Annotated in this window: 22 protein-coding genes; 11 read left to right on the top strand and 11 right to left on the bottom strand. The window is 68.6% G+C overall.

Annotated elements, in window-relative coordinates; all coding sequences use genetic code 11:
- Positions 1-40: 40 nt before the first annotated feature.
- Positions 41-1,426: an NAD(P)/FAD-dependent oxidoreductase gene (locus E0H73_RS12090; protein WP_131353984.1), complete on the top strand. Its 1,386-nt coding sequence runs from the start codon at positions 41-43 to the stop codon at positions 1,424-1,426.
- Complete coding sequence (locus tag E0H73_RS12085; protein ID WP_131353982.1) at positions 1,371-2,117, top strand: nucleotidyltransferase domain-containing protein; 747 nt, start codon at positions 1,371-1,373, stop codon at positions 2,115-2,117. Before E0H73_RS12090 ends, E0H73_RS12085 begins: the two co-directional genes overlap by 56 nt.
- Here E0H73_RS12085 and E0H73_RS12080 read toward each other — a convergent pair.
- From E0H73_RS12080 to E0H73_RS12060, 5 genes are read right to left on the bottom strand one after another with little or no spacing between them, the layout of a single operon-like run.
- Positions 2,104-3,123 carry an ABC transporter ATP-binding protein gene (locus E0H73_RS12080; protein WP_131353980.1) on the bottom strand — a complete coding sequence of 340 codons (1,020 nt, stop codon included), beginning with the start codon at positions 3,121-3,123 and terminating at the stop codon, positions 2,104-2,106. The genes E0H73_RS12085 and E0H73_RS12080 overlap by 14 nt on opposite strands.
- Positions 3,120-4,160 carry an ABC transporter ATP-binding protein gene (locus tag E0H73_RS12075; RefSeq protein WP_131353978.1) on the bottom strand — a complete coding sequence of 347 codons (1,041 nt, stop codon included), beginning with the start codon at positions 4,158-4,160 and terminating at the stop codon, positions 3,120-3,122. The genes E0H73_RS12080 and E0H73_RS12075 overlap by 4 nt, the downstream gene beginning before the upstream one ends.
- Complete coding sequence (locus tag E0H73_RS12070) at positions 4,157-5,065, bottom strand: ABC transporter permease (protein WP_131353976.1); 909 nt, start codon at positions 5,063-5,065, stop codon at positions 4,157-4,159. Before E0H73_RS12070 ends, E0H73_RS12075 begins: the two co-directional genes overlap by 4 nt.
- Entirely contained in the window at positions 5,058-6,038 is a 981-nt protein-coding gene (locus tag E0H73_RS12065) for an ABC transporter permease (RefSeq protein WP_131353974.1), read from the bottom strand. The genes E0H73_RS12070 and E0H73_RS12065 overlap by 8 nt, the downstream gene beginning before the upstream one ends.
- A 6-nt stretch (positions 6,039-6,044) precedes the next feature.
- Positions 6,045-7,208: a serine hydrolase domain-containing protein gene (locus E0H73_RS12060; RefSeq protein WP_131353972.1), complete on the bottom strand. Its 1,164-nt coding sequence runs from the start codon at positions 7,206-7,208 to the stop codon at positions 6,045-6,047.
- Between the two features lie 149 nt (positions 7,209-7,357).
- Between E0H73_RS12060 and E0H73_RS12055 the strand changes: the two genes are divergently transcribed.
- Genes E0H73_RS12055 through menC form a run of 6 tightly spaced genes read left to right on the top strand, consistent with a single transcriptional unit; the run spans position 7,358 to position 15,601 of the window.
- A complete protein-coding gene (locus E0H73_RS12055) occupies positions 7,358-8,965 on the top strand; it encodes an N-acyl-D-amino-acid deacylase family protein (protein WP_131353970.1) in 1,608 nt (535 codons plus the stop codon).
- Positions 8,966-8,995: 30 nt separating this feature from the next.
- Positions 8,996-10,765 (top strand): serine hydrolase, encoded by a 1,770-nt coding sequence (locus tag E0H73_RS46550; RefSeq protein ID WP_202867333.1) that lies wholly within the window; start codon positions 8,996-8,998, stop codon positions 10,763-10,765.
- 22 nt (positions 10,766-10,787) lie between these two features.
- Positions 10,788-12,515 carry an ABC transporter family substrate-binding protein gene (locus tag E0H73_RS12040; RefSeq protein WP_131353968.1) on the top strand — a complete coding sequence of 576 codons (1,728 nt, stop codon included), beginning with the start codon at positions 10,788-10,790 and terminating at the stop codon, positions 12,513-12,515.
- A gap of 25 nt (positions 12,516-12,540) precedes the next feature.
- Positions 12,541-13,629 carry a M20 family metallopeptidase gene (locus tag E0H73_RS12035; RefSeq protein WP_131353966.1) on the top strand — a complete coding sequence of 363 codons (1,089 nt, stop codon included), beginning with the start codon at positions 12,541-12,543 and terminating at the stop codon, positions 13,627-13,629.
- The gene (locus E0H73_RS12030; protein ID WP_131353964.1) at positions 13,626-14,495 is read left to right on the top strand and encodes a GNAT family N-acetyltransferase; all 870 of its coding nucleotides are present in this window, start codon (positions 13,626-13,628) and stop codon (positions 14,493-14,495) included. The genes E0H73_RS12035 and E0H73_RS12030 overlap by 4 nt, the downstream gene beginning before the upstream one ends.
- On the top strand, positions 14,492-15,601 hold the full coding sequence (menC, locus tag E0H73_RS12025) for an o-succinylbenzoate synthase (RefSeq protein ID WP_131353962.1): 1,110 nt from the start codon (positions 14,492-14,494) through the stop codon (positions 15,599-15,601). The genes E0H73_RS12030 and menC overlap by 4 nt, the downstream gene beginning before the upstream one ends.
- Here menC and E0H73_RS12020 read toward each other — a convergent pair whose 3' ends face one another.
- Positions 15,602-17,194, bottom strand: a complete 1,593-nt coding sequence (locus E0H73_RS12020; protein WP_238163956.1) for a helix-turn-helix domain-containing protein — start codon at positions 17,192-17,194, stop codon at positions 15,602-15,604.
- Between the two features lie 164 nt (positions 17,195-17,358).
- The gene (locus E0H73_RS12015; protein WP_131353958.1) at positions 17,359-18,387 is read right to left on the bottom strand and encodes a DUF4037 domain-containing protein; all 1,029 of its coding nucleotides are present in this window, start codon (positions 18,385-18,387) and stop codon (positions 17,359-17,361) included.
- Positions 18,388-18,505: 118 nt separating this feature from the next.
- On the opposite strand from E0H73_RS12015, the gene E0H73_RS12010 reads away from it, so the two are divergent.
- The gene (locus tag E0H73_RS12010; RefSeq protein ID WP_131353956.1) at positions 18,506-19,069 is read left to right on the top strand and encodes a dihydrofolate reductase family protein; all 564 of its coding nucleotides are present in this window, start codon (positions 18,506-18,508) and stop codon (positions 19,067-19,069) included.
- Between the two features lie 4 nt (positions 19,070-19,073).
- Here the strand turns inward: E0H73_RS12010 and E0H73_RS12005 are convergent, their stop codons facing one another.
- On the bottom strand, positions 19,074-19,676 hold the full coding sequence (locus E0H73_RS12005) for a GNAT family N-acetyltransferase (RefSeq protein WP_131353954.1): 603 nt from the start codon (positions 19,674-19,676) through the stop codon (positions 19,074-19,076).
- Positions 19,677-19,738: 62 nt separating this feature from the next.
- Here E0H73_RS12005 and E0H73_RS12000 point away from each other — a divergent pair, with 62 nt between their 5' ends.
- Both E0H73_RS12000 and E0H73_RS11995 read left to right on the top strand, forming a co-directional pair.
- Positions 19,739-20,170 (top strand): SRPBCC domain-containing protein, encoded by a 432-nt coding sequence (locus tag E0H73_RS12000; RefSeq protein ID WP_131353952.1) that lies wholly within the window; start codon positions 19,739-19,741, stop codon positions 20,168-20,170.
- The gene (locus tag E0H73_RS11995) at positions 20,160-20,513 is read left to right on the top strand and encodes an ArsR/SmtB family transcription factor (RefSeq protein ID WP_131353950.1); all 354 of its coding nucleotides are present in this window, start codon (positions 20,160-20,162) and stop codon (positions 20,511-20,513) included. The genes E0H73_RS12000 and E0H73_RS11995 overlap by 11 nt, the downstream gene beginning before the upstream one ends.
- Here the strand turns inward: E0H73_RS11995 and E0H73_RS11990 are convergent.
- Genes E0H73_RS11990 through E0H73_RS11980 form a run of 3 tightly spaced genes read right to left on the bottom strand, consistent with a single transcriptional unit; the run spans position 20,490 to position 24,333 of the window.
- A complete protein-coding gene (locus E0H73_RS11990; protein WP_131353948.1) occupies positions 20,490-22,598 on the bottom strand; it encodes an alpha-galactosidase in 2,109 nt (702 codons plus the stop codon). The two genes, E0H73_RS11995 and E0H73_RS11990, sit on opposite strands and share 24 nt — an antisense overlap.
- Entirely contained in the window at positions 22,595-23,419 is an 825-nt protein-coding gene (locus E0H73_RS11985; RefSeq protein WP_202867332.1) for a carbohydrate ABC transporter permease, read from the bottom strand. The genes E0H73_RS11990 and E0H73_RS11985 overlap by 4 nt, the downstream gene beginning before the upstream one ends.
- Complete coding sequence (locus E0H73_RS11980; protein WP_131353946.1) at positions 23,416-24,333, bottom strand: carbohydrate ABC transporter permease; 918 nt, start codon at positions 24,331-24,333, stop codon at positions 23,416-23,418. The genes E0H73_RS11985 and E0H73_RS11980 overlap by 4 nt, the downstream gene beginning before the upstream one ends.
- Between the last annotated feature and the right edge of the window lie 21 nt (positions 24,334-24,354).

Raw genomic sequence — 24,354 nt, 5'->3', positions numbered from 1 at the left:
GCTCTGTCGTAGTTGGTGAGGACTACTAAGGAGACAATCGGTGCGCAGGATCGTTGTGGTCGGTGGTGGGTATGCCGGCTTCTACGCGGCGTGGAAGTTGGAGAAGAAGCTGCGGCGTGGTGAGGCCGAGGTGATCGTGATCGATCCGCGGCCGTACATGACGTACCAGCCGTTCCTGCCCGAGGTGTTGTCCGGGTCGGTGGAGGCGCGGCACGCGGCGATCTCGCTGCGGCGGAACCTGCATCACACCAAGCTCATCGCGGGCTCGGTGACGAAGGTCGAGCACGGCCGGCGCACGGTGACGATCCAGCCGGTCAAGGGATCCGAGTACGAGCTCGAGTACGACATCATCGCGGTGACGGCCGGTGCGGTCACCCGGACGTTCGACCTGCCCGGGGTCTCCGACCGCGCGATCGGCATGAAGCATGTGGAGGAGGCCGTCGCGATTCGCGACCGTCTGCTCACCGCCTTCGACGAGGCGTCCGTGCTCCCGCCCGGGCCGGAGCGGCGGCGCCTTCTGACCGTGACGTTCGTGGGCGGCGGCTTCGCCGGGGTCGAGGGCTTCGGGGAGCTCCTGTCGCTGGCCAACGCCTTGCTCAAGAAGTACCCGGAGCTGAGCCGCGACGATCTGGCCTTCCACCTGGTCGAGGCGACCCAGCGGATCCTGCCCGAGGTCACCGACGGCCCGAGGAAGTGGGTGCGTTCGCTGCTCGAACGGCGTGGCGCCCACCTCCACCTCGACACCACACTCGTGTCGGCCGAGGACGGCCAGGTGATCCTGTCGGACGGAACGGAGTACGACACGGAGTTGCTCGTCTGGACGGCGGGCAACGCCGCGACCCGGCTGGTGCGCGGCCACACCGACCTGCCGGTGACGGATCGTGGTCTGATCCAGACGCGCGCCGACCTGCGGGTCGGCACCGAGACCCAGGTGGTCCCGGACGCCTGGGCCGCCGGCGACGATGCCGCCGTGCCCGACCTGGCCTCCCCGGTCCCCGGCGCGTTCACGGTGCCCAACGCGCAGAACGCCGTACGGCAGGGGAAGCGGCTGGCGAAGAACCTGCTGGCGTCGCTGCGTGGCCGCGAACCGAAGAAGTACATCCATCACACGCTCGGAGCCGTCGCGACCCTGGGCTTGGGCACCGGGATCTTCCAGTTCCACTGGATCGTGGTCAGGGGCTTCCTTGCCTGGCTCATGCACCGCGGCTACCACGTCCTGGCCGTGCCGACCTGGGACCGCAAGATGCGGGTGCTGTCGGTCTGGCTCGCCGCCGCGATCCATGGCCGCGACATCGTCTCGCTGGCGTCGGTCCAACGCCCCCGCGACGCCTTCGTGAACGAGGCTGCTCTGCCCAAGTTAGGTTTGGCGGATGTTCACAGTGGAGGAACGCCTGCGGTTGCGGAACCGGCTGATCGAAGCAGCTGAGCACGACGACCGGATCGCCGGTGCGGCACTGACCGGGTCGGCGGCCGCCGGGGCCGAGGACGAGTGGTCGGACATCGACCTCGCCTTCGGCCTCGCGGACGGAGCCGATCAGGCCGCCGTACTCGACGACTGGACCGGCCGGATGTACGGAGACCACGGCTGCGTCGACCACATGGACATGCGGGTGCGCGGGACGGTCTACCGTGTCTTCCTGCTGCGGAACACTCTTCAGGTGGACATCGCGTTCGCGCCTGCGGACGAGTTCGGCGCGCTCGGTCCGACGTTCGAGCTGCTGTTCGGCGAGGCGAGCGAGCAGCAGCCGTTCGCCGAGGCCGCGGCGAAGGACCTGATCGGGATGGCCTGGCTGTACGCACTGCACGCCCGCTCCAGCGTTGCCCGCGGCAAGGACTGGCAGGCCGAATACATGATCAGTGGACTCCGCGATCACCTGCTCGCACTGATGTGCCTCCGCCACGGCGTACCGACCTCGCAAGGCCGCGGCTTCCACCTGTTGCCGGAGGCAATCACCAAGCCGGTCGAGGGCACACTTGTGCGCTGCCTCGACACCGGCGAGCTGACCCGGGCCTTGCGCGTCTCGATCGACGCACTCCTGCCCGAGATCGAGGCCGCTGATCCTGAGCTGGCCAGAAAGCTCGCCGATCCGCTCCGGGCGCTGGCTACACCACGGTGAGCACCTCGGCGTAGTGGCACGCCGCCGGATGCCCCTGACCACGATCGGTCAGCTCCGGCGTCTCCTCGACACACAGGCGCTGCTCGGTCTCAGTCAGTACGGCGAACTTCGGGCAACGCGTGCGGAACCGGCAACCGCTCGGCGGACTCACCGGGTTGGGCACGTCACCGCTGATCACGATCCGCTCCCGGGCCCGGATCCGCTCGCGCCGCGGATCCGGTAGCGGGATCGCGGAGATCAGCGCCTGCGTGTACGGGTGGGCCGGACGGTCGAACAGCTCGTCCCGGTTGCCGATCTCGACGATCTGGCCGAGGTACATCACCGCGACCCGGTCGGCGATGTGCCGCACCACCGACAGGTCATGGGCGACGAACAAGTACGCCAGCCCGAGCTCCTGCTGCAGGTCCTCGAGCAGGTTCACCACGCCCGCCTGGATCGACACGTCCAGGGCCGAGACCGGCTCGTCGAGAACGAGCAGATCTGGGCGCAGGGCAAGGGCTCGCGCGATGCCGACTCGTTGCCGTTGGCCACCAGAGAACTCGTGCGGGTACCGGTTGCCGTGCTCAGGATTCAGCCCGACCGTTGCGAGCAGCTCGCGTACACGCGCCGGCCCCTCGTCGTCGTACCGGCCGTGGATGCGCAGCGGTTCGGCGATCGCGTCGGTCACCGTCATCCGCGGATCGAGCGAGGCGTACGGGTCCTGGAACACGATCTGCAGCCGTTGCCGGAGCTTGCGCATCCGGGCCGAGCCGACCGCCCCGAGGTCCTCACCGTCGAACACCACCTTGCCCGCCGTCGCGGGCTGCAGGTTGAGTACGGCGCGCCCGGTGGTCGACTTGCCACAGCCCGACTCACCGACCAAGCCCAACGTCTCACCGCGATGCAGGTCGAACGAGATGTCGCAGACGGCGTGTACGTCGCCGTTGCGCCGGCGGAGCACTCCCTTGCTCCGGACCGGATAGTGCTTGACCAGGTTCTGCACGGACAGCAGCGGCTGCTCGCTCATCGGGTTCCTCTCGCACTGTCCATTGACGTCTGAGCGAACACGTCCTCCGGTCGCCTTCCTTCGAGATCGGCAGAGAAGTGGCACGCTGCGAGATGATCCGTTGCGCCGATCGCGAGGAGGTCCGGCTCGTCGGCGTCACAGATCTCCGCCCGCATCGGGCATCGCGGCGCGAACGGGCAGCCCGGCGGTAGATCGAGCAGCGACGGCGGTGCACCTGTGATCGGGACCAGGCGTTCCGACCGGCCGTCCAGTCGAGGCAGGCTGCCGATCAGTCCGAGCGTGTACGGCATCCGTGGCGCGTAGTAGATGTCGTCGACACCACCCAGCTCCACCGGGCGTCCGGCGTACATCACCAGGACGCGGTCGGCCGATCCGGCGACGACGCCGAGGTCGTGGGTGATCAGGACCATCGCTGCGTCGGTGGCGGCCCGGGCGGTCTCCAGCGCCTGCAGGACTTGGGCTTGCACGGTGACGTCGAGAGCCGTGGTCGGTTCGTCGGCGATGATCACGTCCGGGTCGTTCGCCATCGCGGTCGCGATCACCACCCGCTGCCGCATCCCACCGGAGAACTCGTGCGGGAAGTCCCGGGCCCGCTCCCGTGGGCGCGGGATCTGCATCGCCGCGAGCAGGTCGACGGCCCGTTCGCGCGCAGCCGCCGCGCTCACGTCGTTGTGCGCACGGACGGCCTCGGCGATCTGGTCGCCGACCGGGTAGACCGGGTTCAGCGACGTCATCGGGTCCTGGAACACCATCGCGATCCGGCCGCCGCGGATCCGTTGCAACTCCTTGTCCGGGGAACCGATCAGCTCCTGCCCGCGGTACCGGACCGAGCCGCCGACGCGGGCCGACGCCGGCAGCAGGCCCATCACTGCCATCGAGGTGACCGATTTGCCCGAACCGGACTCTCCGACGATGCCGAGCACCTCGCCGCGGCGCAATTCGTAGCTGACACCGCGGACCGCGCGGACCAGGCCGTCCTCGGTCGGGAACGACACGGTGAGGTCCTCGACCTCGAGCACAGTCTCTGAGTCCCTCACGGGCGCACCTTCCGCTGGGTCGGATCGAACGCGTCCCGCAGTCCGTCGCCGATGAAGTTGATGGTGAGCGCGATCAGCACGATGAACGCGCCCGGGAAGTAGAACAGCCACGGCCGCGTGCTCACCGCGGTGTCGGCCTCACTGACCAGCAGGCCGAGCGAGGTGTCCGGCGGCTGAACGCCGAGCCCGAGGAACGACAGCGCCGTCTCGACCAGGATCGCCGCGGCGACCAGGATCGTGACGTTGACGATGATCGGGCCGAGCGCATTCGGGATGAGATGCCGGAAGATGATCCAGCGGTCGGTCGCCCCGAGCGCCCGGCTGGCCTCGACGTACTCCTTCTCCCGCAGCGACAGGACCACGCCGCGCACCACCCGAGAGACGTACGCCCACTGCAACGCGGCGATCACCAGTGCGACGAACCACCACGAGCCCGACGTCGCCCGGGTCAGTACGGCGGCGACTGCCAGCAATGGCAGAGTCAGGACCAGATCGGCGATACGCATCATGATGCTGTCGGTCAGACCGCGGTAGTAGCCGGAGAAGGCACCCCACAGTGTGCCGAACAGCCCAGCCAGCAAAGCGATCAGCAGCGCGATCTCGATCGATCGTTGGGTGCCTCGTAGTACTTGCGCGAACGTGTCGTGACCCAGATTGTCGGTGCCGAACGGATGCTGGGCCGACGGTGGTACTGAGGCGGCCGGCGTGATGTCGGCGTACCCGTAGCGCCAGACCGCGCCACCCACGAAGGCCAGCAGCACGATCGCGATGAACAGGACCAGACTGATCACGGCCGCCTTGTGCCGGAGGAATCGGCGCAGGACCAACTCGCGCTGGCTGCGCTGCCTGACGGTGCTGACCGGCCGGGTCGTGGGTGCGGCGACGGTCGAGAGATGCTCACTCATAGCGGATCCGTGGGTCGAGGAGGGCGTACAGCAGGTCGGCGATCAGGTTGAAGACGATGACGGCGACCGCGACCACGAGCAGCCACGCGAGTACGGCGTACGCGTCGCGCTCGTTCACCGAGCTGACCAGGAAGTCGCCGAGTCCACGCCACTGGAACACGGTCTCGGTGATCACCGCCCCCGAGATCAGGGCGGCGAAGTCGAGCGCGGTGATCGTCACCATCGGGATCAGTGCGGTCCGCAGCGCGTGTTTGATCACCACCCGGCGCCGCGACAGCCCTTTCGCCCGGGCGAACAGGACGTAGTCGCTGTTCAGTACGTCGAGCATCGAGGCCCGCTGGAAGCGGCTCCACGCACCGAACGAGATCAGCGCCAGCGAGATGGTCGGCAGCACCAGGTGGCCGGCTGCATCGGTGAGATGAGCCCACGTCCCACCCTCAACGATGACCGATCTCTCTCCGATCGTGGAGACGACCTGCCCGCCGAGCAGGTTGTTCAGCGAGATCCCGCCCTGCTTGAGCAGCACCGCGAACCAGAACGACGGCATCGACAGGAACAGGAACGCGGCGAAGGTGAAGCCGTAGTCGATCCCGGAGTACTGCTTGACCGCGCTGACCACGCCGACGAACACCGCCAGCAGCAGCGCGAGAACGACGGCGACCGCGATCAGCCGCAGCGTGACGCCGAACCGGGTGACGATCTCGTGGCCGATGTCGACGTTGGTGCGGACCGACGGCCCGAAGTCGCCGTGCACCACCCCGGTGATCCAGGTCCAGTAGCGCTGCAGGATCGGCTGGTCCAGATGCAGGCGCTCCGCCTCGACCGCGACGACCTGCGGCGACGGTGGTGGGTTGCGTCCCTTCAGGTTCGCCAGCGGATCCCCGGACAGCGTGACGAGCAGGAACACGATGAACGTCGACGCGATGATCACCGGGATCGAGACCAGCAACCGGCGGATGGTGTAGGTCAGCACGTCGGCCTACCGCGCCGCGGTGATCGCGTCGAACACGGCGGTCGCACTCGGGTCGAGCTGGGCCTGCGTCGTCTGGTCGTTCCCGAGCAGCACCACCGCGATCCCGTCGTCGGGGAACAAGGCATGCATCGCGTGGAAGCCGCCGACAGTGCCGTTGTGCCAGATGAGCGGTCTGCCCTCGTGCGTCTGCGCGACCCAGCCACAGGCATAGCTGCCGAGAATCGGCGTGAACATCAGCTGAAGCGTCTCGGCCCGGAACAACCCCGGCCGCAGCAACGCCGCATCCCATCGGGCGAGGTCTTCCGCGGTCCCGGTGATCCCACCCGCTCCCAGCATCCACGGCAGGTTCCACTGATACGCCCGGCGTACGCCGTCCGCCTCGGCGTAGTAGCCGAGGGCAACATCCCGGCTACCCAGCGCCGGGTAGCTCTGCCTGGTGTCGCGCATCCGCAGTGGCCGGAAGAACGACTGCGCGAGGTACTCCCCCAGCGTCATCCGGGTCACTTTCTGCACGACCAGCCCGAGCAGAAGGTAGTTGGTGTTGCTGTAGGCGTACTGCGATCCCGCCGGAAACTGTAGCGGCAGGGTCTGCAGTTTCGCCACCACCTCCGAGTGATCCCGCTCGTCGCTCGCGACAAAGGCGTCGTACGCCGGCTGGAACAGCGGGAACTGGTTGTAGTCGATGATGCCGCTGACCTGCTGCAGCAGTTGGAGCAGCGTGATCGCGGCCGCGCGCGGAAACTCGGGCAAGTACTTGCCGAGGGGATCGTAGACGGACAGCTTGCCGCGTTCGTGCAGCCGCAGTACGGCGGCCGAGGTGAAACCCTTGCTGATCGAGCCGAGGTTGTAGATCGTGTCGCCGGTCGCCGGGCGTCGACCCCGGGACAGGTGGAGCCGGTCGTCCAGCTGCTCGACCTTGAAGAAGTCCTCGCCGGTGAACACGTCGGGCCTGCCACGGTCGCGCAGGCCGTAACCCTTCGTGAAGACCGTGCGGCCATGCTTGCTCACCGCAACGGTGATGCCGACTCCGGGCGGCGTGATCGCCGCCACGATGTCGTCGATCTGCCGGGCAGACCCCGGCGTTGCCTCGGCGGTCGACGTCAGACTCGCTGCGGCGACGCCGGCCAGTGACGCCGTCAGGAGCGTCCGTCTCGAGGGTGTGCTCGCCATTCCCGACCTCCGTGTCGTCGTCCGGACCTCGCAGCCCAGTGCAGCCGGTGGGTCCAGGTCGGCTCTTCGTCGTATCGCACACAAGATCGGCGCCGACTTCGGCCGATTGGACGAGTACCGCGGCCGTCGCAGCGGCTGAGGATGCTCGCATGTCGACGACTCTGATCATCCGAGGCGGTACTGTCCACGACGGCACCGGCGGTCCCGGCCGGGCCGCCGATGTCGTGATCGAGAACGACCGCATCGTCGCGATCGGGCCCGGGCTGGCTCGCGACGACCAGGACGCCGAGATCCTGGACGCGACCGGGCTGGCGGTCGCGCCGGGCTTCGTGAACGTGCTGAGTCACTCCTACTTCACGCTCGAACGCGACGGTCGCGGACTGTCCGACCTGTACCAGGGCGTCACCACGCAGATCTTCGGCGAGGGGATCTCGATCGGCCCGTTCACCCCGGAGATCCGGGCCGAGCTCGAAGCCACCCGTGACGCGGGCGATCCCGAGCTGGTCTGGGACCGGCTGTCGGAGTTCCTCGCCCACCTCGAGACCAAGGGCGTCGTGCAGAACGTCGCCAGCTTCGTCGGGGCGCACAACCTGCGAATGATCGGCGCCGGCGCGGACGACCGCCCGATGACCGAGGCCGAACTCGCGAAGGTCACCGGAATCCTGGACGAGGAGCTCGCCGACGGTGCCCTGGGGATCGGCTCCGCCCTCATCTACCCACCCGGCACCTTCGCCTCGACCGACGAACTGGTGGCCTTGTCAACGGTCATCGCCAAGCGCGGCGGCATGTACATCTCGCACATGCGCAGCGAGGGCGACCACTTCCTCGAGGCGGTGGACGAGCTGATCGAGATCGGCCGTCGCGCCGGAGTGCACGCGGAGATCTACCACCTCAAGGCGGCGGGCCGGCACAACTGGCCGAAGATGGCGCAGGCGATCGAGCGCGTCGAGGCGGCCCGCGCGACCGGCCAGCCGGTCACCGCGGACATCTACCCGTACCTCGCCGGTCAGACCTCGCTGGGGGCGTCGATCCCGCCGGACTTCCACGATGGCGGTCATGAAGCGCTCGCCGCGCGCCTGGCCGACCCCGCCGAGCGTGCCCGGATCCGCGAGGCCGTTGTGACTCCCTCACCGCGCTGGGAGAACCTCTACCTCGCCGCCGGTGGGGCGGACGGCGTGATGCTGCTCCCCGATCCGAACGGACCGGCCGCGAAGTACCGCGGACTCAGTCTGCAGCAGGCGGCCGACGCCGACAGCCAGGATCCGGTCGAGATGCTCTGCCGCCTGGTCGAGCAGGAACCGTCGCTGAGTGCGATGTACTTCATGATGGACGAGGACGTGCTGCGCAGCGCACTCCGCAATCCCTGGGTCTCGGTCGGGTCGGACGCGCAGACGTTCGCGACCGAGGCGCCGTACTCGGATGGTGCGACGCATCCGCGGTCCTACGGCACGTTCGCCCGCATCCTCGGCCGGTATGTCCGCGAGGAGTCGCTGCTGAGCCTCCCCGAAGCTGTCCGCCGGATGACCAGTCTGCCGGCCGGCAACCTCGGACTGCGCGATCGGGGTGTGCTTGCTCCGGGCAACTATGCCGACGTGATCGCGTTCGACCCCGGTACCGTCGCCGACCGGGCGACGTACGAGGAACCGCACCAGTACGCCGTCGGCATGCAGCACGTCGTCGTCAACGGGACGGTCGCGCTCGCGGGCGGCGTACCCACCGGCAACCTGCCCGGCCGCGCGCTGCGCCGCGGCCAGTAGCCCCGCGATGGAGAAGGCATGGGAGAAGGCATGAAGGAACAGCTGGAGCAGGTGCTCGGGCCCGTGCATGCGCAGGCCTGGGTGCACGCGGTCGACCTCACCACCGGCAAGGAGACCGGGTACGGCGAGGACACGCCGGTGGTCCTGGCGAGCGTGTTCAAGATCCCCGTGCTGGTGGAGTTGTTCCGCCGGTTCGGCGACGGCCGGCTCGACCCCGCGACACGGATGGACGTACCGGTCGACGGTCGCTCGGCGGGACCGACCGGGCTGTCGGTGATGGCCGACCCGATCGAGCTGTCGCTGCGCGATCTGGCGTACTGGATGATGAGCGTCAGCGACAACGCGGCCACCGACATCCTCGTCAACCTGCTCGGCACCGAGTCGATCAACGCGACCGCGCGCGAGCTCGGACTGACCGCGACCCGGGTCGACGGCACCTGCGACGACATCTACCAAACCATCTACGCCGACATCCCGGACACCGACGACCTCGAGCTGGAGGCCTGGCGAGCCGCCCGGGCGATCGATCCGGCCCGCACCTTGCAGGCCTCGACGCCGCGCGACATCACCAGACTGCTCGCCGCGATCTGGAACGACGAGGCAGCGCCTCCCGGGCAGTGCGCGGAGATGCGTCGCATTCTCGCGGGGCAAGCCTGGCCGCATCGACTCCGCAACGCGTTCACCGAGACGGGCACGATCGTCAGCGCGAAGACCGGCACGCTCCGGTTCTGGCGGAACGAGGCCGGCGTCGTCCGAACTCCTGACGGCCGCCGGTACGCCGTCGCGTCGTTCGTACGGACCGAGGACCCGGACTACCGTCTCCCCGCAGTCGACGCGGCAGTGGGATCCGTCGCGCGGATCCTCGTCGACACTCTCAGGTCGGTCCCGACCAAGCTCCGTACGCCGGTCACCGCGACCGCATCGACCCCGGACGAGATCCGCGCGTACGCCGGGGAGCTCGGCGCCGAGATCTGGTTGCACGCCCGAGACCTCGCCACCGGCCGGACGGTTGGCGTCGACGCGGAGACGCCGGTGGTCACCGCCTCGGTACTGAAGGTCCCGGTGGCGCTCGAACTCGCGCGTCAGGCCGTGGCCGGCGAGATGGATCTGGCCGAGCGGATCACGGTGCCGGCCGAGGGCCTCGTCGCTTCGCCGTACGGGCTGGCCATGCACCGCGATCCGACGCTCATCTCCTACAACGACCTCGCCCTGCTGATGATGGTGATCAGCGACAACGTGGCCACTGATCTCGTCATCGATCGGGTCGGCAAGGATCGGGTCGCCGCACTGCTGGCCGAGCTCGGGCTGCCGGGGACCGCCGTACCGCAGAACTGTGCGGAGATCCTGGCGTCGATCGAGGCCGACCTCGCGATCAGCTACACCGACGACGAACGCGAGCTGGCCGACGTACCGGTGGAGCAGTTGCGTGCACTGCGGGCGCTCGATCCGGCCGCGACCGACCGGACGGCGCCGGACGAGATCACCAGTCTGCTGGCCGGCATCTGGCGGGACGAGGCCGCCGACCCGGAGGCCTGTGCGCTGGTGCGCGGCTGGATGGGCAAGCAGGTCTGGCCGCATCGGCTGAGCAGTGGATTCCCCGGTGACGACATCACGGTCAGCGGCAAGACCGGCACGCTGCCGCTGGTCCGCAACGAGGTCGGCGTGGTCGAGTTCCCCGACGGCGGCCGGTACGCCGTGGGCGTGTTCACCCGGGCCGCCGATCCGGCTCCCAATGCCCCGCAGTTCGACGGGCTGATCGGCTGGGCGGCCGCGCAGGCCGTGGCCCAGCTGCGTTCCTGATCCTTCTCAATCCCCTGGAGCCATGATGGCCTTCCGAACCGCAGCCGCGGCCGCCGCTGGTGCCGCCGTACTGCTGCTGGCCGCGTGCAGCGGTGGTGGCGGTACGACGAACGCCGGCGACGGCCGGGTGTCCGATCCGCTCAACACCGCGAACACCGCCACCGTGCGATCCGGCGGCACCGTGACCTACACGATCACCTACCCGATCTCGAACTGGAACGTGCTGAACTCCGGCGGCGCGACGTACTCGGTGCTGGACATCTCCAGCGTGCTGTTGCCCGGTGTGTTCCTGATCCAGCCGGACGGCTCGCTGGCCCCGAACGAACCGGTCGCCACGAAGGTCGAGAAGGTCGCCGATTCACCGCAGACGATCCGCTACACGATCAACCCGAAGGCGGTCTGGTCCGACGGTACGCCGATCTCGGCCGACGACTTCACCTACACCTGGCGGGTGCTCGATCCGCGCCAGTGCCCGAAGTGCCAGGCCTCCAACACGGCCGGGTACGACCGGATCAAGTCGGTCACCGGGTCGAACGGCGGCAAGACGGTGACGGTCGTGTTCGACCAGTCGTACGTCGACTGGAAGGCGCTGTTCTCCCCGATCCTGCCGGCCCACGTGGCCGCGACGTACGGGTCGGTGACGACGCCGGCCGGGCTGGAGAAGAGCTTCAACGAGGGGTTCGCGAAGAACGTGCCGAAGTTCTCGGCCGGGCCGTTCAAGATCCAGGAGTACACCTCCGACGGCTCGGTGGTGATGGTCCGCAACGACAAGTGGTACGGCAAGGCGCCGAACCTCGACAAGCTGGTGTTCCGGTTGATCACCGACGTCTCCCAGCAGCCGACGTCACTGGCGAACGGTGAAGTCGACGTGATCTACCCGAACCCACAGGTCGACATCGTCCAGCAGGTCGACGACCTGCCCGGGGTGAAGTACCAGGTCACGCCCGGCGCGTCGGTCCATCAGGTCTGGCTGAATCTGAACGCACCGGCGCTGAAGAACATCGCGCTGCGCAAGGCGATCATCCAGGCCGTCAACGTGCAGGGCGTGATCGACAAGACGATCGGGCAGTTCGACCCCACCGCCAAACCGTTGCGCAGTCACCTCTTCATCGAGGGCTACCCGGGCTACTCGGACGTGGACACGGCGAACGAGTACGGCATCGGCGATGTGGAGAAGGCCAAGAAGACGCTCACCGATGCCGGCTACACCGGAGTCGGGTCGAAGGTCGTCGCGCCGGACGGTACGCCGGTACCGACGCTGCGGTTCATCGTCCAGGCCGGTGACAAGCTCCGCGCCAGCGAGGCGCAACTCGTGCAGGCTGCGGTCGCGCCGCTGGGCATCCAGGTCAAATCCACGCCGGTGCCGAACACGATCGACGGCGTACAGGCAGGCAACTGGGACCTGACCGTGGGCACCGTGACGCAGTCGCCGTTCTCGGCCACCAGCAACATCCCCTACTACCTGAGCTGTCCCGCAGGGGTCACCTTCTGCCGGTTCAACCTGAACAACTACGGCAACCCGAAGGTGGACAAGCTGCTGAACGCGGCCCTGTCCGCGACCAGCGCCGACGCCGCGACGAAGGATCTGCAGGAGGCCGACAAGATCGTGTCCGCGGACTACGCGATCCTGCCGCTCTACCAGAACCGGTCCTTCCTGGCCTACAGCGCGAAGGTCGGCAACATCCGGGAGAACAGCCTCGCGTTCCCGACGTACAACACCGAGCAGTGGGGACTGCTGGACGGCTCATGACGACCACCGCGGAAGGACGACCCCGATGCACGACCTGATGCTGGCAGATCTCGAGCGGCTGATCTGCTGCGAGTCGCCGTCGTCAGACCTCGACGCCCTGCACCGCTGCGCGGATGTCCTGACCGGCATCGGTACGACGCGCTTGCGCCAGGCACCGGTCCGGTCGGAGGCCGGCGGCCGACCGGTCCTCCGGTTCGGACCGGCCGACCCGGCCGTCCTGCTGCTCGGGCACCTGGACACGGTCCACCCGATCGGTACGCTCGAGCAGACGCCGTACCGAGTGATCGACGGACGCGTGTACGGGCCCGGCGTGTTCGACATGAAGCTGGGGCTGGTTCAGGCGCTGCATGCCATGGCCGCCTGCACGTCTGAGGATGTCGGTCTGCTGATCACCGCCGACGAGGAGCTCGGGTCGCCGGCCAGCCGGACTGTGATCGAGGCGGCGGCCGCGGAGAGTCGCGCCGTACTGGTGCTCGAGGCAAGTGTCGACGGCAAGCTCAAGACAGCTCGTAAGGGTGTGTCCACCTACGAGTTGCAGTTCACCGGGCGGGCGGCGCATGCCGGGCTGGAGCCGGAGAAGGGCGCCAACACGAGCCTTGCGCTCGCGCAGGCGATCCTCGCGGTGAGCGATCTCGCGGATACCTCGGTCGGGACCACCGTCACTCCGACGGTGGCCCGGTCGGGCGTGACGATCAACACTGTTCCGGACAACGCGTCCCTGGCGATCGACGTACGGGCCGCGAGCAAGGACGAGCAGGAGCGGGTGGACAAGGCGATCCGTTCGCTCCCGAGTCCGGTCGACGGTGTGTCGATCGAGGTGCTCGGCGGGATCAATCGCCCACCGCTGGAAGCGAGTCTGTCGGCGGATCTGTTCGCCGTCGCTCAGGAGGTTGCCGGTGAGCTCGGTCTGCCGCCGTTGGAGGGCGCCCACGTGGGTGGCGGTTCGGACGGCAACTTCACCGCCGGACTCGGGATCCCGACGCTCGACGGACTAGGTGCTGTGGGCCACGGTGCACACACGGTCCACGAGTGGGCCGACGTCGCCGCGTTCGGCGAACGGACCCGGTTGCTGACGGGACTGATCGACCGTATCGCCGCCGGAGCGCGCGGATGACGGCCGTGCTCGAGGCCGAGGTGCGCAAGGCCCGGAAGGTGGCCGATGCGGTCGCCCAGGCCCGGGACCTGACGATTCGCGAGCTGCACGAGCCGATCGAGCATCGCGATGCGGAGCGCCTCCTCGGGCGGGTCTGGCGCACCGGACCGGCCAGTCCACCGGTGTCGGGTGACCTGATGCGCGCACTGTCGCACGCCGGTGCGTACGTCGCCGGCGCGTTCCTGGACGGCGAGCTCGTCGGTGTCACGGCGGCCTTCCTGGCGAACCGTCCCGGCTCGTCGGCCGAGTTGCACTCGCACATCACCGGGGTCGTGTCCGAGGTTCGCGGCCGTCAGGTCGGTTGGGCGTTGAAGCTGCACCAGCGGGCCTGGTCGCTGGAACGCGGGATCGAGTCGATCGCGTGGACCTTCGACCCACTCGTCCGCCGCAACGCGTACTTCAACCTGACCAAGCTCGGCGCGCACGTCGTGTCGTACCTGGTCGACTTCTACGGCGAGATGGCCGACGGCGTCAACGCCGGTCAGGGCAGCGACCGGCTGCTGGTGCGCTGGCCGTTGCGGGCGCCGGACGTGATCGCGGCCGCGGCGGGCCATCACATCGAGACACCTGCGGCAGAAAGCGCGGCGATCCTCCAGACCGATGGCGACGGGCGACCGCGCCGGTTGGCGATGCCGGACGGTCCGACGATCCGGTGCGCCGTACCGGCCGACATCGAGGGCATGCGGTTGGACGATCCCGCGCTTGCCCAGGTCTGGCGGATAGAGGTCCGGGCGGCGTTCGAGGAGGTGCTGGCGAGCGGAGCCCGGGTGGCCGGAGTGACGAAGGACGGCTGGTACGTGTTCACGAGGGAGAGGAAGAACCGATGAAGATCACAGGTGTCGAGCTGCGGCGGATCGGGCTGCCGCTGGTCGCTCCGTTCGAGACGTCCTTCGGTGCGCAGACCCATCGCGACATCCTGCTGCTCCGCGTGGTGACCGCGGACAGCGAGGGCTGGGGCGAGTGTGTGGCGATGTCGGAGCCGGTCTACTCCCCCGAGTACGTCGACGGTGCGGCCGACGTACTGCGCCGGTTCCTGCTGCCGGCGGTCGCAGCGGCCGGGCCGATCACGGCTCCGCTCATTGCCGAGGTGCTGGCGCCGTACCACGGTCATCCGATGGCAAAGGCGGCGCTGGAGGCGGCCGTGCTCGACGCGCAACTGAAGGCTGCGGGGGTGTCGTTCGGCGATTACCTCGGTGCGGTCAAGCCGTCGGTGCCGGCCGGGGTCTCGGTCGGGATCATGCCATCGGTCGACGTACTGCTCGAGGCTGTCGGCGGTTACCTGTCCGAGGGCTACGTACGGATCAAGCTCAAGATCAAGCCGGGTTGGGATCTGGAGCCGGTGCGTGCGGTGCGGGAGCGGTTCGGTGACGACCTGATCCTGCAGGTCGACGCCAACACGGCGTACGAGGTCGGGGATGCCCGGCACCTGGCGCAGCTCGACGCGTTCAACCTCGCGCTGATCGAGCAGCCGCTGCCGGAGGACGACCTGCGCGGCCACGCCGAGCTGGCCCGGATGATGTCGACGCCGATCTGCCTGGACGAGTCGATCACCTCAGCACGGTCCGCGGCGGACGCGATCGCGATGGGAGCCACCTCGGTGATCAACGTCAAACCCGGTCGCGTCGGCGGCTATCTCGAGGCTCGGCGTGTGCACGACGTGTGCGCCGCGAACGGCGTCGCGGTGTGGTGCGGCGGGATGCTGGAGACGGGCATCGGTCGTGCAGCCAACGTGGCACTGGCGGCTCTGCCGGGCTTCACGTTGCCTGGTGACACCAGTGCGTCCAATCGGTACTACGCCCGCGACGTCACCACGCCGTTCGTGCTCGAGCGCGGGCATGTCACGGTGCCGACCGGTCCCGGGCTCGGGGTCGACATCGATCGCGACTGGCTCGACGAGATCACGACCGGGGTGGAGTGGGTGGCCTTCTCCTGATCAGGCGTCCCCGGCGAGTCGGCGCAGCCGCAGTTGCAGCATGGTGGCCAGGCGTACGTCGGGGTCGTCCAGGTCGAGGCCGCTCATCTCGCACAGCCGGCGCAGACGGTAGCGGAACGAGTTGGGGTGCAGGTGGACCGCGGCGGCTGCCTCCGCGACGTTGCCGAAGGCATCGAGGTAGGCGACGAGCGTGTCGACGAAGCCGATCTCGTGCCGCTCGTCGTACTCGATCAGTGTGGCCAGTGGTCCCAGGTGCAGCTCGCCGTCCTCGGTGACGAGGTCGGCGAGCCGGAGCAGGAGCGACTCGGCCTGGACGTCGTCGAAGCGGGCGATCCGGCGGCCGCGACGGTCGGCCTGCAGGACCCGCAGTGCCCGGTCCGCCTCTCGGCGGGACAGTGCGACCTCGGCGAGCGATTCGGTCGTCCGGCCGACGCCGATCACGGCGTCGGCGCGGGCACCGATCCGGGCCAGGAAGTCCTCGGCGAGCCGGATGATGTCACGATCGCCGTTCAGCACCGTTCGTGTCGAACCGTGGCCGGCGGGCAGGACGACGTATGTGACACCGCCGACCAGAGCAGCCGCCGACCTCGGGTGTACTGCGGCGAAGTGGAGCGCCAGCGCATCGCGCAGCCGCTGGGACGCGGCCTCGTTGTCAGCCGCGTCGCCCTCGAGGACTTGCGCAGCCATCACACACAGCCGGCCGTCGGCCAGCCCGAGTCGCTGTGCGGCCTCGGATGCACCCGCGCCACCTTCCAGCACAGTGGCCACGAGGTCCGCGCTGAGCCGCCGCTCGACGTCCGCGCCGGCTCTGGCGCGAAGCATGTGCAGGGCAACAATCCGCGCCGAGTCGGCGAAAGCCGCGGCGCGATCGGCGGTCAATGGCTCCCGCGCGACGGCCCACATCGAGCCCAGTACTTCGTTGCCGGCGCGTACGGCGATGGCGACGCGGGGAAGCATCTCGTCGGTCAACGCTTCGACGTACACCGGCTCGTCGCCGTGGAAGAGCTCCCGGAACGCGCCGCGCTCGTGCAGCATCCGGGTGTACCGGTCGGGCACCTGGCGGCCCAGGATCGTCTCGACCCGGCCGGGGTCGGACTCCTCCTGATGCCCGGAGAACGCCAGCACCCGCGATGCCCGGTCCTCGATCGTGACCGGCGCGTCGAGCAGGGCGCCGACCGCGTTCGCGAGGGCGAAGAGGTCGCCGGCCGGAGCGCCCGCGAAGTCGTCCGTGCCGCCGACCATGTCGGCCGAGGCCAGTGACATCGTCCGGAGCAGCGCCGCCACGTGCGACCACGACGCGGCCCGGGTCAGCCCGAGCAGCGCGACCGAGCTCTCCCGGACGGCCCTCACGACCGCCTCAGAGGTCTCGACCGGATGCTTCACGACGAGTCCGATCGCGCCGAACTCACCGAGTCGCCGCAGCAACTCGATCGTCGTCTCCGCATCCCGGACGCCGACCCCGAGCACCAGCTCCCCCGGACTGACCACCAACTCGTCGTCCGGGTCGTAGATCAGTACGCCGGTCAGCTCCGCGTCCAGCTCCCCCGGCGACGCGACCACATCCAGCAACGTCCGCCCGAGATCCTCGAGCACGCGCGAAAGCTTCGACCTCGCCTGACCACTCATTGCCCACGGATCCTAGTACCGACTCTCCTCCCGGACCGGCTCATTTCCGGCCGCCGTGGGACGGTGGTAGGCGAGTGTGATGGCGGCGAGCTGGTCAGGTTGACCGAGCCGCACCTCCGCCGCCGGTGGGATCAGGGTCCCGCTGGAGGACGAAAGGCGCCGATCAGCTTCCGGTACGCCGACGGGTTGCTGAGGAGATCGGTGTTGTCGGCGAACTGGTCGATGGCGCCGAACATCCCGAGCGCCCGCACCCGCGGGTCGGTGACCGTGGCCTGGCAGGCGTCGACGAAGCGGTCGGCGCCGAGCACCATCGCCGGGCGGTCGAAGTACCGGCGTGGCGACGGATCGACCTCGGGCGTGATGCCGAGCGCGTTGTGGCGCCGCGCGACCAGCCCGTAGGCCGTGGTCAGGGCGCGCTCCCGATCGGCGTGGTCGCCGGCCGCGAGCACCTCCGCCAAGACTCGGTCCAGACCATCCGCGTGCCCGAGCCGGGCGAACGCCGTACCGAACCATTTCGCGTACGGCGCATAGGTGCGCGACTGAAGCAGCGCGAGGCGCATCAGGTCCCGGACCAACCGGGACGCGACGATGCGGGAGCCCAGCTCATCGCCGACCTCGTGCGTACGCTGGACGAACGCCTCCTCCTGCGCGATCCGCGACCACTGACAAGTGAGCAGCCAGCGCCACAGCTCGTCCGGATACCACTGCAGTGCGGCCCGGACCGGCTCGAGCCGGCCGTCGTCGGCGTACACCGCACCTGCGACCACCCCGAGCAACTGCTGCTGTGGCGTGACCATCCAATCCTCGAGGCTGATGCCCTTGCCGGCATCGAATCCGAGGTGATCGACCAGCCAGCCGGACAGCGTCGTGACCGTGATGTGGTGGGTCGGCTCATGCGCGTCCCACCCGAACCGCACCGCGTGGCCGTCGTACTCGTCCGGCAGGTTGGCCTCGATCGCTTCGCGCACCGGCTCGACGTCGTCGACGAACACGTGCAACCGCGGACCCCAGCCATGGTCCATCGACCGCTCGGTGTCATACCCCAGTACGTCGGACCCCCACCCCAGCAACCCGGCCGCGTGCGGAGCGTTCACCACCGGCTTGATCACCTCGGCGTAGAACCCACGACTGACCTCAACCGCCGACCGAAATCCCGTCACCGGCTCATCATCGCCAACCGAGCGTCACGGGGACACGTATTTTGGGGCATGTCGAAGTGCGGTCGGCGGCTCCGACGTTGCGGGAAAGGTATGACCTCGGCTACGGAAGGTGTTCACGATGGGAACCACAGTTACTGCAGATCTGTTCGTCTCTGCGGACGGTTGGGCGCGCGGAGCGGAGTCGCCCGGGTACTTCGGGTACCTCGGGCCGGACCTGCAGCAGTGGATCGACGAGGAGGGGGCACGACCGCAGCACGTGTTGATGGGGCGCCGGACGTACGAGGCGCTGGCCGGGTTGCCGGAGGAGGTCAAGGACGCGGGGTACGAGCGGATGGCGAACCTGCCGAAGACGGTGTTCTCGCGGACGCTGAAGACCGTCGAGTGGCCGAACAGCACGATCGAGTCCGATGATCTGGTCAAGTCGGTGCTCGCACTCAAGGAGACGAGCGACGTACCGCTGCGGACGATGGGCAGCATGTCGATCGTGAAGCAGTTGGTCAACGCCGGGGTGCTGGACAACCTCCGGCTGATGGTGTTCCCGCTGTTCTGCGGGCCGACCGGTCGCGAGTGGGCCTTCGAAGGTCTCGAGGAATCAGAGCTGACTCTCACCAGCCAGCGCGTCCTCGACGGCCGCATCTTCCTGGTCGAATACACGCCGACAGGCAACCCGATCCCCCGCTGAGGGGTCAGTCGAAGACGATCTGCACGATCGCCCGGCGTACCGACGGGCGGAGGATCTCGGTGAACCCGGCCTCGGCGAAGGTGCGCACGGTGCCGACGTGGAGTTCTTCGGCGATCGCCTGCGTCGTGGTCATCGGGTAGCCCTCGAGCACCCGGGCGCCACGGTCGCGGGCGAAGCCGACCGACGCGGCCACGAGCGCCCGGCTCACGCCACGCTTGCGGTAGCCGGCCCGGACGAAGACACAGGTCACCGCCCAGATGGTCGGGTCCGTCTTGTCCTCGCTGCGGCCCTGCCAGGCGGCCCGGTTGGCGTTCCGGATCAGACCGTCGTACGCGACCCGCGGCTCCACCGCACACCAGCCGGCTGGCTCGCCGTCCAGATAGGCGACCAGTCCGCTGGTGGTGCCGGACTCCGGGTACCCGCAGTCGGTCTGTTCACGCAACCGCTGCGCACGCTCCTCCACCGGGAACTTCCCGAACGCCTCCCCACGGGCGAGCTTGTAGCGCTGGCACTGGCAGCCGTAGCCGGTGCCGCGGGTGCCGAAGACGGCCCGCAGATCGTCCCAGCTCGCCTCGTTCGCCGGCACCACGATCAGGTCCGCGGTCATCGGCTCACCCCTTTCGGCAGGCTATAGTCCAAGCAACCATATGGTTGCAATCGGAGGCTATCGTGGGTTTTCCCGATCGGATCGAGCGGGTGCTGGACCTGGCCCACCCGCCGGAGAAGGTGTGGACCGCGCTGACCACGGCCGAGGGCCTGGGCACGTGGTTCGGGAACGAGGCGACGATCGATCTCCGGCCGGGTGGGGTGGCGCGGCTGACCTGGACCAGCGGTGACACCGCCGAGCTGACCCTGGAGCGCGTCGAGGAGCCGACGGTCTTCGCGTTCACCTGGCACATCCACGGACTGCCCGCGGACGACCCGCGCCGGACGTACGTCGAGTTCTCCCTCGAGCGGACCGGCACCGGAACCCGCCTCACCGTGGTCGAGTCCGGCTTCGCCCAACTGCCGCCGGAGGCACACGACAAGGCGTTCGGCGGCAACAGCACCGGCTGGACCCACGAACTCGGCGAACTGGTCGACTACCTCGATGCCGTCTGAGTCCGGTACGCCGTCAGCCCCCGACGTCGAGGCGGTCGCGGAGCAGGTCTTCGTCGCCCTGGCCGACCCGAGCCGGCGCAACATCCTGGCCACCCTCGCCGCCGGCGGCCCGGCGACCGCCACCGACCTGGCGAATCGCCTGCCGATCACCCGGCAGGCGATCGCCAAACACCTCGCCCTGCTGTCCGAGGCCGGCCTGGTCACCGCCGAACACGGCGAGCGCCGCCGCGTCCGCTACCGGCTCCAGTCCGCCCCGATGCAGGTGGCGCAACAGTTCCTCGCCGCCCTGGCCCGGGACTGGGACACCAACCTCGATGCCCTACGCAACCACCTGGACGGCTGACCGCAGCCGGACGACCTGGCTCGCATAGTCACCGGTCAACGTCAACGACAGGCCATGACTCATCAGCAGAGCACCCGACACCGACGTCTCACCAATCCGGTACGTCGCTGAAGTGTCCAAGCCCCGCAGGCGAAGTGGCCGCGGCGCACTGTCGTACTGCTGCGCCTCCTGATACACGAGCACGACGGATTCCCGGCGATCGGCCGTCACGTACTGGACCGCCGACGCCGATCGACCAGGCTTACCCAGCCGGTACTGCGATCCGTGCTGCACGACATTCCGGATGTCCTTGTACTCCGCGATCAACGACTTCGCCAACTGGAGCTCATCGGCAGACCACTCGGTCAGATCACCGCCGATGCCAAGTACGCCTGCCATCGCCACGTGGAAGCGGTAGGTCAGCGGGACCTGCCGCTTGTTGATGAACGTCGGCAGATCCGTCACCCAGCACGACATCGTGCGGGCCGGATAGACCTGGCTGAACCCGTGCTGGATGTAGCGGCGGTCCAGCGCGTCGGTGTTGTCCGAGGTCCAGAACTGGTCGGTGCGAGCCATCATCCCGAGGTCGACCCGGCCACCGCCGCCCGAGCACGCCTCGATCGCGACCCCGGGATGCTTCGCCCGGAGCGCGTCGATGATCGCGTACACCGCCGTCACGTGGTCGAACCAGATCCGTCCCTGTCGCTCGGGTTCGGCCGGCCAGCCGGTGTCGGCGAACGGGCGGTTCATGTCCCACTTCACGAACTGGAGGTCGTTCGAGCTCAGCAGTTCGTCCAGAACCCCGAGAACCCATTCGGCCACGTCCGGCCGGGCCAGGTTGAGGACCAGCTGGTTGCGCATCAGCGCCGGCTCGCGCCCGTCGAAGTGATAGACCCAGTCCGGGTGAGCGCGGTACAGGTCGGAGTCGGGATTCACCATCTCGGGCTCGACCCACAGACCGAAACCCAGGCCGAGCGCGTGGACCTTCGAGATCAGCGGTTGCAGCCCGTTCGGAAACCGGTCCGGGTTCACCGACCAGTCCCCCAGCCCGGTCCGGTCGTTGACCCGCTGGCCGAACCAACCGTCGTCCAGCACGAACAACTCACAGCCGAGGTCGGCCGCCTGCGTGGCCAGCGCGACCTGACTGGCCTCGTCCACGTCGAACTCAGTCGCCTCCCACGAGTTGAACAGCACCGGACGGACTTCAGTTGCCCGCGGCAACACGTGCCGGAGTGCGAACGAGTGCCACGCGCGACTCGTCGTACCGAAACCGCCGGTGCTGAACAGGCCCGAAGTCACCGGCGTCTGCAGCTGCTCTCCCGGTTCGAGTCGGCGCGGGCCGAAGTCCTCATGGCCCCAGCCGAACAACACCTGCACGGGCTCGTCGAGCTCGCGCTGGGCCAGCAGCCGCCACGACCCGCTCCACTGCAGGGCCGCGCTGTAGACCTCGCCCTGCTCCTCGGTCGCTGATCCGTCGTCGATCGCGAACCACGGATTGACGTGGTGGCTCGTGATCCCCCGTCGACTCTCCAGCACGAACCGACCCTCGGCCAGGTCGGTCCGGCCGAGCCGGGTCTCGGCCGCCCACCGCCCGGTCAGATGCGACATCCGGTACTGCGCCTGTTCCGGCATCACCCACGCGGCCGAGTCGAGGCGATGCACATCGACCGCATCACCCGACTCGTTGCGCAGCGTCACCCACCGGTCGATCACGTCGCAGTCGTCGTACACCCGGTAATGCAGACCGATCCTGACCTCGCGGGCGTCGAACAGCAGCTCGACCTCCCGCTCGTCATGCACGACGTGTCCCGCGAACGACCACTCGGTACTGCGGACGTCGCCGAAGCCGAGCGACAACGCGGCCCGCCCCAACTGCAGCCGCCCGTCGAGCGGGTACTCCTCATGACCGTTGGCCGGCGACCGGAAGCTCGGCCACTCCCCGGCCAACCGGGCCGCCGTACTCGTGGCCAGGTACGCCGCATCGGCCGGCGTGATCCGGGCACCCCAGTGCGTGTGGATCGGGATGTCGTCATCGCCGAGGTACGCCGAGTACGACGTACCGGGCGTGGTGAGCAGGAGGACGCGGTTCTCGAAGAAGACGGTCACTTGACCGCCCCCGCGGTGAGACCGGCGACGAACTGCTTCTGCAGGGCGACGAAGAACAGCAGCACCGGCAACGACGCCAGGAACGAGAAGGCGTACAGCGTGCCGAAGTTCGTCGAGTACTCCCCCACCGATCGGTAGACGCCGACCGTGACCGTGGTGCCGGACTCCGGGCCGAGGACGATCAGTGGCGTGAGGAAGTCGTTCCAGACCCAGACGCCGAGGAAGATCATCACGCTCGCCGCGGCCGGACGCAGAGTCGGGAAGACCACCTGCCAGAACAGCCGGAACCGGCTCGCGCCGTCGATGCTCGCGGCCTCCTCCATCTCGACCGCCACAGTGCCGATGAAGCCGGAGAAGACGAACACGCCGAACGGCAGGTAGTAGGCGACGTTCGCACAGACCACGCCGACGACGGAGTTCATCAGGCCAGCCGCGCCGAGCACCTGTGTCACCGGCTGGAGGATGACGGCGGGCGGGATCATCAGGCCGGCCAGCAGCATCAGCAGCGCGGGCCGCGTCCAGCGCGCGGTGGACCGGACCAGATAGTGGGCCAGCATTGCCGAGAGCAACGTCAACGCCAGCACCGAGAGCACGGTGATCTGGACGCTGTTGAGCAACGCCGACCAGTACAGTCCGTCCTCGCGGCCGAGTACGGCGCGCAGGTTCGCGCCGGTCGGCGGCGTCGGCAGACCGAGCGGCGAGGACTGGATCTCACTCGGCGGCTTCAGCATGCCCATCACGACGACGTACACGGGGAAGAAGAACAGCGCGGCCAGGGCGACCGCGGCGATCGGGCGTGCGGTCGCGAAGCGGTTCCTCACAGCTGCACCTCCCGCCGCTGCAGCAGGCGCAGGACGACGCCGCTGAGGACGACGATGATGCAGAGCATGATCGTGGCCTGCGCCGCGGCGTACCCGATCCGGTCGCCGCGGACTCCCTTCTCGATCACGTCGAAGGCGATCGAGGCGGTGGTGTTCCGCCCGGGTCCGCCGTTGGTGAGCACGAGGATGTGCTCGTACACCTTGAAGCCGCTGATCAGCAGCATCACCGTGTTGATCGTCACCGCGGACGCGATCATCGGCCAGGTGACGGAGCCGAACCGGCGCCACCAGCCCGCGCCGTCCACGATCGCCGCCTCGTACAACTCCTTCGGTACACCGTTCAGCCCGGCCAGGTAGACGACGACGCAGAAGCCGAGCATCTGCCAGCAGAGGATCCCGCTGATCGAGTACAGCGCGATCGACGGGTCGGACAACCAGCCGGGCGCCGACTCGACGCCCGCGTCGGCCAGCACCTTGTTCAGTACGCCGTCCGGCCGGAGCACGCTCTGCCAGATGACGCTGACCACAATGCCGCTGAGGATCACCGGCGTGAAGAAGACCGACCGCAACAGCCGGTACAGCAACGACTCGCGATCCAGCAGCAGCGCGATGCCGAGGCCGAGCACATTCGGTACGACGACCACGATCACGGTCACCACGAACGTGTTCTTCAGTACCAGCCAGAACTGGTCGTCCTCGAGCAGCCGGCGGAACTGGTCCAGCCCGACCCAACTGGACTGCGGGTCGAACCGGTTCCGGTCGGTGAACCCCTGGGCGACGGTCCATCCGATCGGAACCAGTACGAGCAAACCGTAGAGGAACAACCCGGGGAGAGCGAACCCGGAGAACTCCCGCGCCCGTCGCAGCACGGACGGCAACTCCCGGCTCTTCGGTGGCCTGCTTGGCCGCAGCATCGACTACCTTTCCTCGTCCTG

The organism is Kribbella pittospori (assembly GCF_004331465.1).
Lineage (GTDB): Bacteria > Actinomycetota > Actinomycetes > Propionibacteriales > Kribbellaceae > Kribbella > Kribbella pittospori.
Note: the sequence above shows the minus strand (reverse complement) of the source record. Positions and strands in the feature narration are given on the sequence as shown.

Excerpts from the sequence above, each read along its gene's own strand:
- E0H73_RS12080 (WP_131353980.1), bottom strand. The coding sequence starts at position 3,123 with ATGAGCGAGCAGCCGCTGCTGTCCGTGCAGAACCTGGTCAAGCACTAT.
- E0H73_RS12040 (WP_131353968.1), top strand. The coding sequence starts at position 10,788 with ATGATGGCCTTCCGAACCGCAGCCGCGGCCGCCGCTGGTGCCGCCGTA.
- E0H73_RS12055 (WP_131353970.1), top strand. The coding sequence starts at position 7,358 with ATGTCGACGACTCTGATCATCCGAGGCGGTACTGTCCACGACGGCACC.
- E0H73_RS12060 (WP_131353972.1), bottom strand. The coding sequence starts at position 7,208 with ATGGCGAGCACACCCTCGAGACGGACGCTCCTGACGGCGTCACTGGCC.
- E0H73_RS12030 (WP_131353964.1), top strand. The coding sequence starts at position 13,626 with ATGACGGCCGTGCTCGAGGCCGAGGTGCGCAAGGCCCGGAAGGTGGCC.
- E0H73_RS11980 (WP_131353946.1), bottom strand. The coding sequence starts at position 24,333 with ATGCTGCGGCCAAGCAGGCCACCGAAGAGCCGGGAGTTGCCGTCCGTG.
- E0H73_RS11995 (WP_131353950.1), top strand. The coding sequence starts at position 20,160 with ATGCCGTCTGAGTCCGGTACGCCGTCAGCCCCCGACGTCGAGGCGGTC.
- E0H73_RS12010 (WP_131353956.1), top strand. The coding sequence starts at position 18,506 with ATGGGAACCACAGTTACTGCAGATCTGTTCGTCTCTGCGGACGGTTGG.
- E0H73_RS12085 (WP_131353982.1), top strand. The coding sequence starts at position 1,371 with ATGTTCACAGTGGAGGAACGCCTGCGGTTGCGGAACCGGCTGATCGAA.
- E0H73_RS12070 (WP_131353976.1), bottom strand. The coding sequence starts at position 5,065 with ATGAGTGAGCATCTCTCGACCGTCGCCGCACCCACGACCCGGCCGGTC.
- menC (WP_131353962.1), top strand. The coding sequence starts at position 14,492 with ATGAAGATCACAGGTGTCGAGCTGCGGCGGATCGGGCTGCCGCTGGTC.
- E0H73_RS46550 (WP_202867333.1), top strand. The coding sequence starts at position 8,996 with ATGAAGGAACAGCTGGAGCAGGTGCTCGGGCCCGTGCATGCGCAGGCC.
- E0H73_RS12005 (WP_131353954.1), bottom strand. The coding sequence starts at position 19,676 with ATGACCGCGGACCTGATCGTGGTGCCGGCGAACGAGGCGAGCTGGGAC.
- E0H73_RS12035 (WP_131353966.1), top strand. The coding sequence starts at position 12,541 with ATGCACGACCTGATGCTGGCAGATCTCGAGCGGCTGATCTGCTGCGAG.